This is a genomic window from Curtobacterium sp. MCBD17_030 (genome assembly GCF_003224255.1).
Classification (GTDB): domain Bacteria; phylum Actinomycetota; class Actinomycetes; order Actinomycetales; family Microbacteriaceae; genus Curtobacterium.
Window position 1 is genome coordinate 1 of the sequence record NZ_QKLI01000018.1, and the last position, 13,180, is coordinate 13,180.

The following is a 13,180-nucleotide window of genomic DNA, read 5'->3' on the forward strand; positions in this document are numbered from 1 at the left end:
CTTCGTCGGCAGCGTCAGATGTGTATAAGAGACAGGGCCCACCCGCACCGGCCCCACCCGCACCAGCTCCATCCGCACCAGCAGAGTCCCGGAACAGGATCCGATGACCGACGCAACCGAACCGGCAGGCCCGGACGCACCGGAGGACCGCACGACACCGGTCCCGCGGACACCGCGATCCGAGGTCCGGGAGCGCCTGCTCGCGGCCGGCTCCCGGGTCTTCGCCGAGCAGGGCGTGCACGAAGCGCGGCTCGACGCCGTCGCCGCCGCCGCGGGCTTCAGCAAGGGCGCGGTCTACTCGAACTTCTCGTCGAAGGAGGACCTGCTCGCGCAGGTCATGCAGCGCGCCACGAACCGGGTGCTCCAGTCGCTGCAGGAGCTCATCGGCATCGACATCAGCGCCGCCGACGTCGGTGACGTCGTCCGGGCCGCGTTCGGACGACACGACCAGAGCGCCGAGTTCGCCCTGCTCTCCGAACTCCGCGCCTACGCCATCCGCCACCCGGAGTTCATGCCCGAGTTCGTCCGGCAGCGCCGCACCCTGCAGGACGGCGTCCGGGAACTCGTCCACACCTGGTTCGCCGCGCACCCCGAGGTCGACCCCGGCATGCCGCTCGACACCTTCGCGACGATCCTCGTCGCCACGAACTCCGGCATGGTGTTCGACGCCCCCGCCCTCGACGGGATGAACCCGGGCGAGGCCGTCGCGACGATGGTGGAGGCGGTGCTCCGGCCGCGCTGAACCGCCGGCGTGGCCCGCGGGTCAGCCCGCTGCCGGCGCGGGTCAGCCCGCTGCCGGCGCGGGTCGCCCGTCCGACGGACGGCCCGAGGGCAGCAGGCTCGGCGGGAGCAGGCGGGACCGGACCACCCGGCCACGCGAGACCGCGCCGTCCAACGCGGTGCGGGCCTCCCGGACGGACCGGAGGAGTGCCTGCGTGTCCGCACGGCCGTCGACGGCGAAGCGCTCGTGGTCGACGGCGTCCACCACGGACTGCAGGTGCGGCAGCACCGACGCCGGCACCACCGTCCGGAGGCGACCGAGGACGCCCCGTGCGGTCCGGGCGACGGCGGCTGCGTCCCCGGGTGGTGCCGAACCGGGTGCGAACCCGTGGTCGGCGACGTCGTCGAGCAGCTCCCGCCACGCGGTGACGGCCGGATGCCGTCCTGCCGCGACCGCGCCGAGCCGACGGTGCCGTCGTCCCGCTCGGACCGCGCCGGGCGCGACGAGCACCGCGAGGGCGACGAGCACGCCGACGAGCACACCCCACGGGGCACCGCCACCACCGGCACTGCTGCCGCCCGCAGCCGCGGAGGTCGGTGTCGACGAGGCCGATGCCGAGGCCGACGGTGCCGTGGTCTCACCGGGAGCGGGCAGCGGCGTCTCGGTCGGGGCGGGCGCCGACGTGGCGGACGCCGAGGGCTGCGGCTGCGCGGCCTGGTCGGAGTCCGGCGTCGGCTCGAACGACACCCATCCGGCGCCGCGGATGTACAGCTCCGGCCACGAGTGCAGCTGGCGGTTCGACACCGTGTACTGGCCGTCCTCGCGGCTGGCACCGGCGCGGTAGCCGACGGCGACGCGCGACGGGATGCCGAGGGTGCGGGCCATCACGGCCATCGCGGACGCGAAGTGCACGCAGTACCCCGAGCGCTCCTGCAGGAACCGCGCGACGACGTCCATGCTGTCACCGTCGTAGCCCTGCTCGACCGGCGCCGTCTCGGAGTAGGTGAACAGGCCGCTGCGGAACCACTGCTCGAGAGCCCGGGCCTGCCCGTAGTCGGTGGTCGCGCCGGCGTCGACCCGGGCCGCGGTGGTGCGGATCACGTTCGGCAGGTCGTCGGGCAGCTCGGTGTCGGTGCGGAGCTGCGCCCGGGACGGCGCGACGAAGCCACGACCGTCGGCCTGGGACAGCCGGCCGGAGGCGGCGATGGCGTCGAGGTACGCGCTCGCGGACACCGAGGCGCCGTACGCCTCGTAGACCGCACCGCGGCGGGTCGCCGGACCGGCGGAGCGGACCGTGTTCGTGTCCCCGGACCAACGCCACTGGGCGAGGTCGAGGTTCGTCGACTTCGACTCGACCGACATCGCCCCGGCGGGCAGCGGCAGGTAGTTGCTCGACAGTCCGGTGATCTGCACCGTCACGTCACCACGGTCGGCCAACCGCGGGTTGACTCCGTCCACCCGACGGGACTGGTCGGCGGTGTCCGCGGTGGAGGCGTCGGTGACGGTCGGCACCCAGTCGCCCGTGCCGAACTCGTCGAGGTCCGCGAGCTTGAGGTACTCCGGTTGCCCGTCCGAGGACCGGTACCGGAAGACCTCGAGCTCGCTCGGTCGGCGGAGGTCCTGGCCGAGTTCGAGCAGGGTGCCCGGGCGTCCGGGCTGGATCGGTGACTGGATCGCCCCCGTGACGCCGGAGAGCCAGCCGGCGTCGATCGGCACGAGGACGGGCAGTCCGATGGCCACGACCAACCCGATGACGCCGACGACGGCAGCCGGGAAGACCCGTTGCACCGGCCGGACCGACGTCCACAGCAGCGCGAGGAAGGCCAGCGCGGTGGACACGACCAGCCACCCCGACGGGGCCTCGCCGGTGATGATGCCCGGCACCAGGAGGATCACGAGTGCGGGTGCCGCGGCCAGGGCGGCGGTCGGGGCCACGGCTGCCAGGAACAGCGAGGCGCCCGCCACCCAGGCGATCGCCACCGTCACGATCAGCCGGATCGAGTCCGTCTGCGGCAGCGGAGCCGGGTTCAGGCGGATCGCCGCCAGCGTCTGCCCGAGCGCGCCGTCCCGGTCGAGCCAGCCGAGCGGTGCGGTGTCGTTGAGGAGCGCCGCGGCGCAGGAGCCGAGCACGAGCGTCGCGACGAGCGCCACGAAGCGGACGCCGCGGGGCCGGGTCCGGACGGCGAGCAGGACGGCGACGAGCACGGCGGCGAACACCACGCCGGACAGCCACCACGAGATCCCCTGCACGAGCGGGCGCATCGCCAGTGCGGCGACGAGGACGGGCACCGGTGCGAGGGCCACGACCCAGGCGCCGGGGGTGTCCGGGCTGCGGTCGTCGCGGTCCAGGACCTCGCGGACGTCGACGTGCTGGCGCTGCCGGCTCGGGCTGGTGGCGGTCACCGGCTGCGTCCGCTCACGGTCGTGCCGGGCACCGGCACCACGAGCACGCGCCACCCGGCGCGGTCCATGATCCCGCGGACGACCGGGTCGGGGGCGACGACGGTGACGAGCACCCCGCGGCTCGACCCGTTCGTCGCGGAGACGAGTCCGGCCGCCTCCTCCGGGCTGCAGTGCCCGGTGACGACCGCGGTCATGCCGTGCACGTCACGACCGCGGACGCCGTGCAGCACGTCGACGGGGTCGCGCGAGTCGGACCGGGCCTGGACGTCGGCGAGGCCCACGAGCACCTCGGACAGACCACCGGCGTCGCCGCTGTGGCGGACGTCACCGCCGGGACCGTCACTGACGAGTGCGACCCGGGACGTCCGTGCCGACAGCGCCCGGGCGACGCTCGCCGCCACCACGACCGCGTGCTCGAACGCCTGGTCGCCGCCGAGGTCGGACAGTTCGGACAGGTCGTCGCGGCCGAGCTGCTGGTACGAGGAGCGGCGCACGTCGAGGGCGACCACGGCCTCCGGCGGCTGCGCCTGCGTGGTCTGACGGACGTGCAGGACGCCGCGCTTCGCGCTCTGTCCCCAGTGCACGCGGCGGATCGGGTCACCCGGACGGTACGGGCGGAGCTCGCTGTCGTCGGCCGATCCGCCCTGTCCGACCCGGCCCTCGTCCGCGGAGACCGCGCCGGCGAGCGCACCGGTGTCGAGCGCGGCGAGCGGCGTCGTCCCGGGGACCACGACGACCTCCTCGGCCGGGACGACCGGCCGGTCGATGCGGAGCAGCCCGAACGGGTCCTCGACGCGGATCGTGACCGGGCCGATGGACGCTCGCCCGCGGTGGATCGCGAGGGCCTCGACGTCGAGGACGGCCGGCGGCTGGCCGGGTCCGATGGTGACGAGCGACGCCGCGTCACTGGTGCTCACGAAGAGGTCGTCCAGCTGTTCGCTGACCAGCAGCGTGGACCGCGGTGCGAAGCGCACCCCGGAGCCCCGGAGCGTGACCCGCTCCCGGTAGACCTCTCCCACCTGCACGGTCGCGCGCGGTGCCGACCGGGAGGCCCGGAGCGGCGCCGCCACGGCCAGTGCGGTGACGACACCCGCGACGACGAGCACCAGGAGCAGGAGACCCGCGGACACGGCGACGCTCATCGACGCCACCAGTCCGCCGCCGACGAGCCCGATGCCGACCGCGAGGACCGTCCAGCCGCGCAGCGTCGGGCGTGGGAACGGGGTCCGCCGCAGCATGCCGAGCCCGCGGCGTCCGATGCGGGACAGCGCCGAGCCGGCCGCGCCCGCGCGGAGCGCGATCGGACGGGCAGCGGGGCGCTGGTCGGCCATCAGGAGCGGACGGGGGTCGCGGTGAACGGCACCGCGGTGTCGGAGACGATCCGGACGACGATCTCGCGGGCCGTGTCCTCGGCCGAGCCGCCGAGGCCGCGGGCGACCGGGACGAGCCGGTGTGCCAGGACGACCGGCGCCAGGGTCGCGACGTCGTCGGGGGTGACGAAGGGCCGGCCGAGGAGCGCCGCGTGCGCACGGGCTGCCTGTGCCAGGTGCAGGGTCGCGCGGGGGCTGGCGCCGAGGAGCAGGTCGGGGTGCGTGCGGGTGGCGCGGACGATCTCGACGATGTACGCCTCGACGTCCGGCGCGACGTGCACCGTGCGCACGGACGCGATCATGGCACGGAGCGTGTCGACGTCGACGACGGGGCGCAGGTCGGCGAGCGGGTCGTGCCCGCCTCGGGCCGCGAGCATGCGCCGTTCGGCACCGGGGCTCGGGTAGCCCATCGCGATGCGCGCCATGAACCGGTCGCGCTGCGCCTCCGGCAGGGGGTACGTGCCCTCCATGTCGACCGGGTTCTGCGTCGCGACGATCATGAACGGGGTCTCGAGGGGCCGGGTCACGCCGTCGACGGTCACCTGGGACTCGGCCATCGCCTCCAGGAGCGCCGACTGGGTCTTCGGGCTCGTGCGGTTGATCTCGTCACCGATGACGACGTTCGCGAACACCGGACCCGGCGAGAACCGGAAGGCGCCGGACGACTGGTCGTAGATGTTCACGCCGGTGACGTCCGAGGGCAGCATGTCGGAGGTGAACTGGATGCGGCTCACGGACCCGCCGACCGAGGCACCGAGGGCCTTCGCCAGCACGGTCTTGCCGACGCCGGGGACGTCCTCGACGAGCAGGTGTCCCTCGGCGAGCATCACGGTGAGGGCGGTGCGGATGGCCTCGGTCTTGCCGTCCACCACAGTCGCGACCGACGCCATGACGGCCGCACCCGCGTCCTGGATCCGGTCGATCGGGACGGTCTGGTGGGTCAGCTCCGGCACGCAGGTCTCCTCGCCGCTGGGTCGATGTCCGGCGATGCTACAACGGCCGAGTGAGCGCAACCGGAGGATGCGTCACCGATCGCGCAGCGCGGACGGGACATGCAGTGCGGACGGGAGGCGCAGTGCCGCGTCCGCGGCGAGCAGGACCTCCGCCGCCACCCTGACCCCCTCCTCCCGCCCGAGCTCGGTGTCCTCGTGCTCGATGTTGACGAGCATGTCCGGGTCGACCTCGTGCAGCGCGCGGAGGAACTCGGTCCAGAACGCGGTGTCGTGCCCCTTCCCGAGCGCCACGAAGTCCCACGCGGACGGCTTCGGCCACTCGTTCGCCCACTCGTCGCCGCCGAGGTTGGTGCGCGGCTCGTCCGGTGACAGTCGTCGGAACGAGTTGTCGAGCACGCCGTTGATCGCGGCGTGCGGGTTGATCCGGACGTCCTTGGCGGCGGCGTGCAGGACGAGCGGGCCGAGGTCGCGGACGACGGCGACCGGGTCCATCTGCTGCCAGAACAGGTGGCTGGCGTCGAGTTCCACGCCGGTGTTCGTCAGGGCACCGCGTTCCACGAGTTCCCGGACCGACGCCGGGTTGAAGACGAGGTTCTGCGGATGCAGCTCGAGCGCGACGTGCACCCCGTGCTCCCGGGCGAACGCGTCGATCTCCTGCCAGAACGGCACCGCGATGCTCCACTGGTGTTCGAGGACGTCGAGCGCGGCGGAGTTCCAGGCGTTCACGACCCAGTTCGGACGGGTCCCGCCGGGCTCCCCCGCCGGCAGGCCGGACATCGTGACGACGCGGGTCTGCCCGAGGCGGGCGGCCAGACGGATGCTGCGTCGGATGTCCTCTGCGTGCGCGGGGCCGATCGCGGGGTCGGGGTGCAGCGGGTTGCCGTTGCAGTTGAGTCCGGCGATCGACACCCCGGTGCCGTCGAACTGCTCGAGGAAGGCGTCGCGAGCCGCGTCGTCCGTCAGGATCGCGTCGATGTCCGGCACGTGCACCGGGGGCAGGAAGCCGCCGGTGTTCAACTCGATCCCGGTCAGGCCGGCCCGACGGACGGCGGTGAGTGCGTCGGCGAGGGACCGGTCGTGGAAGACAGCGTTGTACAGTCCGAGCTTCATGCGCTGACCGTCGCCGTCGTGTCGGCGGTGCACCGGGCCTCCACCGTGACCGTGCGACCGCCGTCGGCGGCCGACGCGGTGACGGCGGCGAGGACCTCCATGTTGTGCACGCCGTCGTGGAAGGTGGCGTTCGTCGGCAGGGGGTCGGCGACCCCGGCCACCTCGTCGAGGAAGGCGCGGGCCTGCACCTCGAACATCTGGTTCTGCCCCCAGCCGACGCCGGGTGCGTCCATCGCCATCCCGCCCGCGACGTAGGGGTGGTCGGGGCCGAGGACGACCTGCCGGTACCCGCCCAGGCGGCTGCCGTCGCTGCGGAGGGCGAGACCGATCTCGGCCGGGCGCTCCTGGTCCCAGCGTGCCGCCCCGTTCTCGCAGAACACCTCGACCACCAGGCCGTTCGGGTGCGCCGTCGTGACGCGCGAGACCTCGAGGGAGCCGACACCGGCACCGAAGCGAGCGGCGAAGGTGGCGTAGTCGTCGTTCTGCACGCGTGCCGTCTCCCCCGTGAGCGGTGCCCCCTGCCCACGGAGCGCGTGTCCGGCTGCGACCGGGCGCTCGGTGATCTCGGTGGTGAACAGTCCTCCGCTGACCTGCGTGACGTCCCCGGCCAGGAACTCGGCGATGTACGTCAGGTGGGACCCGACGTCGGCGAGCGCACCGGTGCCCGGGGCGCCGGCGTAGCGCCACGAGAACGGCACGTCGGGCGAGGAGCCGTAGTCCGTCCAGTACCGTCCGGAGAGGTGCCGCACCCGGCCGAGCGTGCCGTCGTCGACGAGCTCGCGGATCGCGGCGAGGCCGGGGGCGCGGCGGTAGGTGAAGCCGATCCGGGCGGTGACGCCCCGTTCCGCTGCCCGGTCCGCGGCGTCGGCCATCGCGCGGGCGTCCTCGAGCGAGTCGGCGAGCGGCTTCTCACAGAGGACGTGCTTGCCGGCGTCGAGCAGCCCCTCGACGATCTCGCGGTGCAGGCTGTTCGCGACCACGACGCTGACGACGTCGATGTCGTCCGCCGCGGCGATCGCCCGCCAGTCGGTGTCGTGCCGCTCGTACCCGAACCGCCGCGCCGCCTGCTGGGCGAGCGGCTCGTACACGTCGCCCACCGCCACGAGTCGGACGGGAGGCAGGACCGGGTCGAAGAGGCTCGGTGCGGTCCGCCACGCATTCATGTGGGCCTTGCCCGCCATGCCGGCTCCGATGACGGCGACGCCGATGGGCTCGCTCATGTGCACTCCTTCGTGACGGTGACCCGACGTTCTGGAACGTTCCAGAACGAGTGGCTACACTGTAGACGCAGGCACCCATGTCCTGTCAATGCCTGATCTGCAGGAGGGTCCATGGCCGAGCGCCCGCCGACGATCATCGACGTCGCCGCCCGCGCCGGGGTCTCGAAGTCACTCGTCTCGATGGTCGTGCGCGGCGACCCGGGCGTCTCCCCCGCGCGCCGCGCGGCCGTCCTCGCCGCCGTCGCCGAGCTCGGCTACCGCACGAACCGGGCCGCGGCGATCCTCGCGGGCACCAGGACCGGCACCGTCGGGGTGGTCGTCGACGACTTCCGGAACCCCTGGTACGTCCCGATGCTCGACGGCATCCGGGAGGTCCTCGCACCCCGCGGACTCCGACTCACCCTGGCCGACGGCGCCGCGAACGCGCACCTCGGCGCCTCACCCTTCGACGACCTCGTCTCGCTGCGGGTCGACGGCGTCGTCCTCGCCGCCGAGTCACCCGACGGTCTCCTGGTCCCACCCGACCTGCCCGTCGTCGTCGCCGGCGAGCGCGCGGTCCGCCCCCCGGACACCGACACGGTCGCCTCGGACGAGGCCGCCGGCGGGCGACTCGCCATCCGCTACCTCGTCGACCTCGGCCACCGACGGATCGCCCACCTGACCGGGACGGGAGGCTCGGCCACCGCCCGCCGCGTCGCCGCCGTCGCCGAGACGGCCCGCTCCGGCATCGTCCCGGTCGTCGCCGGCGACGCCGGCACGGACGAGGCCGCCGGACACCAGGCGGCCCGGACCGTGCTCGCCGAGCACCCGGACGTCACCGCGTTCTTCGCCGCGAACGACGTCATGGCGATGGGTGCGATGGCCGCCGTGCTCGAGGCCGGACTGCGGGTGCCGGAGGACGTCTCGGTGATCGGGCACGACGAGACCCCGCTGGCGTCGTCACCCCTCGTCGGCCTGACCACGGTCGATCCCCACAACGACGAGGTCGGACGGCGTGCGGCGGCACGGCTGCTGGTGCGGCTCGACGCTGCCGCCGGGCAACCGGACGGCAGCGCCGCGGCACCGGCCCCGGCGCCGACGCGGTCACTCGTGGAACCGTCACTCGTGCTCCGGCGCACCACGGGACCGCCGCCGTCCTGACCCGCTGAGCCGAGATCCGTGCGGCGCCGGGCTCCGGTGCCCCGCGGATCAGCGCTCGGGCAGAGGCGACAGGTTGAGCGACCACATCGCGACGCCGTGCGCACCGAGCTCACGGGCCAGGTCCCGGCGTGCGGCGTACGACCGGTCGTCGGACCAGTGCAGCTGCCGGCCGTCCTCGAGCGTCGCCGACCACTCCCCCGTGCGGTCCGACCACACCGCCCGGTCGCCGGCCAAGTGCGCTGCCCGGGCTGCCGGGATCGGGGCGGCGTTCGCACCGGGCCCCCACGCGTAGCCGTAGCCGGCGATGCCGACGTCGATGCGGTCTGCGGGGAGCCCGCCGTCGACGGCGGTGCGCACGGCCTTCCGTGTCCACGGCAACGACCCGATCGTGCCCGGACCGCCCCACGGCCCGTGCTGGTCGTAGGTCATCAGGACGATGCGGTCGAGGTGCGGGGCGAGCCCGGCCAGGTCGTAGCCGCGCGAGCGGTACTCCGCCGGGTCGGTGGAGGACATCATCGCGATCGAGACCTCGGCGTCGTCCCCGAGCCGCTCGCGGACGGCACTCCGGAGCGCCCGGGTGAAGGTGACCAGGTCGGCCTGGTCCTGGGAGCGCATCGACTCGAGGTCGATCTGCACGCCGTCGGCCCCGAGGCGAGCCGCCAGGTCGACGAGCCCGCCGACGACACGTTCCCGGTTCGTCGGCGACGACAGCAGCGCCGTGGCCGCTTCGGGCGAGAAGTCCCCGAGCGTCGATGTGTAGTTGCTGAAGAGCACCTCGGTCCGGGCCCCGGCGTCCGCGGCGACACCGACGAGTTCGCCGACGTCGCCCGAGGTCGAGAGCAGGTGCGTGCCGTCGTCGGCCAGCGCCGCACCGTCCACCCCGATGACGTCTGCGCCGCGGCCGACGGCGGTACGCACGCGGTCGGCGGCACCACCTCCGGGTTCGACGTAGCCCTCGATGCCGCCAGCCGAGCCACGGGTGCCGTCGGCGCTGCAGCCCGAGAGCAGCACGGCGGCGACCGCCATGGTCGCCGCTGCCGTCGTCATCCGTCGCATCACCCGATGACCGTAGCCGGTGCGTTCGGGGGCGCGCTCCGGGCGGCCGGTGGACCGAGACCCAGACGTCCGGGGAAAGAGTCGGGCGGAAGAACTGCGCACCGGGAACGACGAAACCCCGGTCCGCATCGACGGTTCCGGGGTTTCGTGGAGTGCGGAGACGGAGGGATTTGAACCCTCGGTCCCCGAAAGGGGACTCCACCTTAGCAGGGTGGTGCACTCGGCCTGACTATGCGACGTCTCCAGGTGTTCGACGACGAGCATACAGGAGGTCGGGCGGACTCTCGACCCGCCGGATCGCCGTCAGCGGAGCCGCAGTCGTGCCCGGTGAGACGGCATCTGCGGCACCGTTCTCATCGGTCCCCCGAAGTGGGGACGATGGGGGGTTGCCGTTGTGTACCCCGGTGCATAGTCTCGTCGTGACGTGGCATCACATTCCGGGGCGTCACACCCCCGTCGCCGCGACACAGCACCCAGCAAGAGCACGCAGTACAGCACCCAGACGTCGCTCCCCGTGGCCTGGGCCTGACGCCCCCGATCGTCAGCGCCCGCCCGGGGAGCGACTTGGTTGCGCGGCGGCATGGTGATGTCCGTCCCGCATGGCGACACCGGTTCGACTCAAGCCGTCTCGGCGCTGCGGAACCGCTCGGGCAGCGCGATCAGCAGCTCGGCCAGCTCGGTCAGCCGGACGGCGCACAGCGCGACGTCGTCCGCGAGCGCTGCGCTCCGTGCAGCCTTGACGACCTGCATGCGCCGGGTCCAGTCCGCTGCGACGTCGATGCCGTTCGCCCGCGCGATGTCGTCCGTGTGGAAGACATCGAGCACGGTCTGCTGCGATCGCAACCAGTCAGCGCTCACCGGGGCCCCGGACCGCCGGAGCACCCACACCGCGAGCTCCACGAACGCACCGGCCTCCGACAGACAGTCGCGGAGGACGGCGGGGTCGAAGGGCTCGTCGCCCCGGGCACAGCTGGTCGGCGGATCGACCAGCATCGAGCGCGCGATCCGGGTGCGCTCGACCATCTGCCCGACCGTCCACGGGGCGATCACCACACCGACGTAGCGCTGCACGATGACCAGTCGGAGGGCCTCGAGCGGCACGAGCGCTTCGCGGACCGGGGTCCGCGACACCCGCATGTCGTCGGCCAGCGCGTCGAGGCGCAGGCGCTGTCCACGGCGGTAGTCACCGCTCAGGATGTGGCGCAACATCCGTTCGAAGACCGCGTCACGCAAGAGGTTTCGCGGCACCCCCAGCGGGTCGGCGACACCGCCACCGGCGCTGGCACTGGCGCCGGCGGCACTGGGTCCGGCACCGGTGGCACTCGTGGCACTGGCGGCACTGGTGGCACTGGTGGCACTGATCACGTCGCTCTCGACGCGCAGGAGTCCGGTCATCAGGTCACCGTCCTGCACGGCGGCTCCGATGGCCGAGGGCGCCGTCTGCCCGGTGGACAACCGGATGCGGCCGTCTTCTGTGGAGGACAGCATGCTGCCCCCTCCGGCGGTGTTCGGCCGTCGTGGTGGTGTCGTGCATCGGATCCTCCGTGACCACGGCCCTCCGGACGGGGCCGTGGTCACGAGGATCACAGGATGCGGCGGCGACCGCTAAACATGTTGCATCAGGAGTTTCGCCGGGTCTCCGGCCCACGGCTGGACGGGCCTCCCGTCCCGGAACCCGGACCGGCGTCTGCACTGTCCTTCCCGGTCAACACCGACAGCGGCTGCGTGATGTCCTCGAGGCCCTTCCGGGCGGCATCGACACCGAAGACGAGTGCGACCACCCCGCCGACGATCATCACCGCGGATCCGAGCAGGTACCCCCAGAAGAGGGGGTCGCGGTCCGAACCGTCGCCGATGAAGGCACCGTAGATGAGCGGTGCGATCGCGCCGAAGACCTGCGCCAGCGCGAAGAAGTACGAGATCGCCTGCGACCGCAGTTCGAGCGGGAAGATCTCGCTCACCGTCAGGTAGGCACTCGAGGCGCCGGCCGACGCGAAGAAGAACGACACGCACCAGAACGCGACCTGCCAGCCCGCGTTGATGGCGTCCGCGCGGAACAGGAACGCCGAGGTGGCGAGCACCAGCCCGGACACCAGGTAGGTCAGGAAGATCATCTGCCGCCGACCCCAGGTGTCGAAGAAGCGACCGAGGATGATCGGCCCGAGCAGGTTGCCGATCGCGAACGGGAAGAAGTAGATCGACGTCTGTGCGGTCTTCAGCCCGAAGAAGTTCGTCAGCACGAGTGCGTACGTGAAGAAGATCGCGTTGTACAGGAACGCCTGCGTGATCATCATCGTCGCGCCGACCAGCGTGCGGGTCGGGTACTGCTTGAGCAGCACGCGCGCGATGGTCAGGAACCCCACCCGGTCCATCGGTGTGACCGTCATCGCCTTCGACTGCGGCACCGGCTCGAGCTCCTTGCCGGACTCCCGCTCGACCTCGGCCTCGATCCGCGCGACGGTGTCCTCGGCCTCCTGCTCCTTGCCGTGCGTCATCAACCACCGGGGACTCTCCGGGATGTGCCGACGGAGGAAGATGATCGCGATGCCGAGCACCGGGCCGAGGAAGAACCCGATCCGCCACCCGATGCTCTCGGAGAAGTTGGCCGTGTCGAGCAGGTAGATGTTCGCGGCCGCTCCGAGGGCGGCGCCGCCCCAGTAGGTGCCGTTGATCGCGATGTCGACGTGCCCGCGGTACTTCGCCGGGATGAGCTCGTCGATCGCCGAGTTGATCGCGGCGTACTCGCCGCCGATGCCGAGACCGGCGACGAACCGGAAGACCGCCAGGAACCAGAAGTCCTGCGCCAGACCCGCGACACCGGAACCGATGAGGTAGATCGCGAGCGTCAGGATGAAGAGCTTGCGCCGACCGAGGCGGTCCGACAGGCGCCCGAAGACCAGTGCGCCGACGACCTGTCCGACCAGGTAGATGCTGCCGAGGGACGCCACGTCCTGGTTCGACAGTCCCAGGTCGGCCTTGAACCCGGCGTTCGAGACGATCTGGATCTCGAGTCCGTCGAGGATCCACGACACCCCCAGGCCGACCACGACGCTCCAGTGGAACCTCGTCCACGGCAGTCGGTCCATCCTCGCCGGGACGAGACTCGTGACCGTCCCGTCCTTCGTTCCGCTGGCGCTCGTCATGCGCATGCTCCTCCCGCGGTGAGCGCCCTCCGCTCACCGCAAGACCGGAACGTACGCTCCAGCC

The 13,180-nt window shown here is 72.6% G+C and carries 10 protein-coding genes and 1 tRNA gene; 2 read left to right on the forward strand and 9 right to left on the reverse strand.

The annotated features are described in order from the left end of the window. The first annotated feature begins 103 nt into the window (after positions 1-103). Positions 104-742, forward strand: coding sequence for a TetR/AcrR family transcriptional regulator (locus DEI89_RS17830; protein WP_111079165.1), 639 nt, complete (start codon positions 104-106; stop codon positions 740-742). 42 nt (positions 743-784) lie between these two features. Here DEI89_RS17830 and DEI89_RS13730 read toward each other — a convergent pair whose 3' ends face one another. The 5 genes from DEI89_RS13730 to DEI89_RS13750 form a co-directional block, all read right to left on the reverse strand. Continuing rightward, complete coding sequence (locus DEI89_RS13730) at positions 785-3,124, reverse strand: DUF3488 and transglutaminase-like domain-containing protein (RefSeq protein WP_146236811.1); 2,340 nt, start codon at positions 3,122-3,124, stop codon at positions 785-787. Further along, entirely contained in the window at positions 3,121-4,455 is a 1,335-nt protein-coding gene (locus DEI89_RS13735; protein WP_110904627.1) for a DUF58 domain-containing protein, read from the reverse strand. Before DEI89_RS13735 ends, DEI89_RS13730 begins: the two co-directional genes overlap by 4 nt. Beyond that, positions 4,455-5,384, reverse strand: a complete 930-nt coding sequence (locus DEI89_RS13740; RefSeq protein ID WP_110904674.1) for a MoxR family ATPase — start codon at positions 5,382-5,384, stop codon at positions 4,455-4,457. The genes DEI89_RS13735 and DEI89_RS13740 overlap by 1 nt, the downstream gene beginning before the upstream one ends. A 135-nt stretch (positions 5,385-5,519) precedes the next feature. Continuing rightward, entirely contained in the window at positions 5,520-6,557 is a 1,038-nt protein-coding gene (locus DEI89_RS13745; RefSeq protein ID WP_110904675.1) for a sugar phosphate isomerase/epimerase, read from the reverse strand. After that, complete coding sequence (locus DEI89_RS13750; RefSeq protein WP_110904628.1) at positions 6,554-7,777, reverse strand: Gfo/Idh/MocA family protein; 1,224 nt, start codon at positions 7,775-7,777, stop codon at positions 6,554-6,556. The genes DEI89_RS13745 and DEI89_RS13750 overlap by 4 nt, the downstream gene beginning before the upstream one ends. A gap of 111 nt (positions 7,778-7,888) precedes the next feature. Between DEI89_RS13750 and DEI89_RS13755 the strand changes: the two genes are divergently transcribed. Further along, the gene (locus DEI89_RS13755) at positions 7,889-8,917 is read left to right on the forward strand and encodes a LacI family DNA-binding transcriptional regulator (protein ID WP_110904629.1); all 1,029 of its coding nucleotides are present in this window, start codon (positions 7,889-7,891) and stop codon (positions 8,915-8,917) included. A gap of 48 nt (positions 8,918-8,965) precedes the next feature. Here DEI89_RS13755 and DEI89_RS13760 read toward each other — a convergent pair whose 3' ends face one another. The 4 genes from DEI89_RS13760 to DEI89_RS13775 all read right to left on the reverse strand — a co-directional run bounded on the left by DEI89_RS13760 (position 8,966) and on the right by DEI89_RS13775 (position 13,116). Continuing rightward, positions 8,966-9,973 carry a glycosyl hydrolase family 18 protein gene (locus DEI89_RS13760; RefSeq protein WP_258368928.1) on the reverse strand — a complete coding sequence of 336 codons (1,008 nt, stop codon included), beginning with the start codon at positions 9,971-9,973 and terminating at the stop codon, positions 8,966-8,968. Positions 9,974-10,128: 155 nt separating this feature from the next. Further along, positions 10,129-10,217 (reverse strand) — tRNA-Ser (locus DEI89_RS13765). A 374-nt stretch (positions 10,218-10,591) separates the two neighbouring features. Next, the gene (locus DEI89_RS13770; protein WP_110904631.1) at positions 10,592-11,461 is read right to left on the reverse strand and encodes a GntR family transcriptional regulator; all 870 of its coding nucleotides are present in this window, start codon (positions 11,459-11,461) and stop codon (positions 10,592-10,594) included. Between the two features lie 131 nt (positions 11,462-11,592). Beyond that, positions 11,593-13,116 carry an MFS transporter gene (locus DEI89_RS13775; RefSeq protein ID WP_258366427.1) on the reverse strand — a complete coding sequence of 508 codons (1,524 nt, stop codon included), beginning with the start codon at positions 13,114-13,116 and terminating at the stop codon, positions 11,593-11,595. Positions 13,117-13,180 lie beyond the last annotated feature (64 nt).

What these genes read in the sequence shown, in the direction of transcription:
- DEI89_RS17830 (WP_111079165.1), top strand. Translation starts at nt 104, where the DNA reads ATGACCGACGCAACCGAACCGGCAGGCCCGGACGCACCGGAGGACCGC.
- DEI89_RS13735 (WP_110904627.1), bottom strand. Translation starts at nt 4,455, where the DNA reads ATGGCCGACCAGCGCCCCGCTGCCCGTCCGATCGCGCTCCGCGCGGGC.
- DEI89_RS13740 (WP_110904674.1), bottom strand. Translation starts at nt 5,384, where the DNA reads ATGGCGTCGGTCGCGACTGTGGTGGACGGCAAGACCGAGGCCATCCGC.
- DEI89_RS13745 (WP_110904675.1), bottom strand. Translation starts at nt 6,557, where the DNA reads ATGAAGCTCGGACTGTACAACGCTGTCTTCCACGACCGGTCCCTCGCC.
- DEI89_RS13750 (WP_110904628.1), bottom strand. Translation starts at nt 7,777, where the DNA reads ATGAGCGAGCCCATCGGCGTCGCCGTCATCGGAGCCGGCATGGCGGGC.
- DEI89_RS13755 (WP_110904629.1), top strand. Translation starts at nt 7,889, where the DNA reads ATGGCCGAGCGCCCGCCGACGATCATCGACGTCGCCGCCCGCGCCGGG.
- DEI89_RS13760 (WP_258368928.1), bottom strand. Translation starts at nt 9,973, where the DNA reads ATGCGACGGATGACGACGGCAGCGGCGACCATGGCGGTCGCCGCCGTG.
- DEI89_RS13770 (WP_110904631.1), bottom strand. Translation starts at nt 11,461, where the DNA reads ATGCTGTCCTCCACAGAAGACGGCCGCATCCGGTTGTCCACCGGGCAG.
- DEI89_RS13775 (WP_258366427.1), bottom strand. Translation starts at nt 13,116, where the DNA reads ATGACGAGCGCCAGCGGAACGAAGGACGGGACGGTCACGAGTCTCGTC.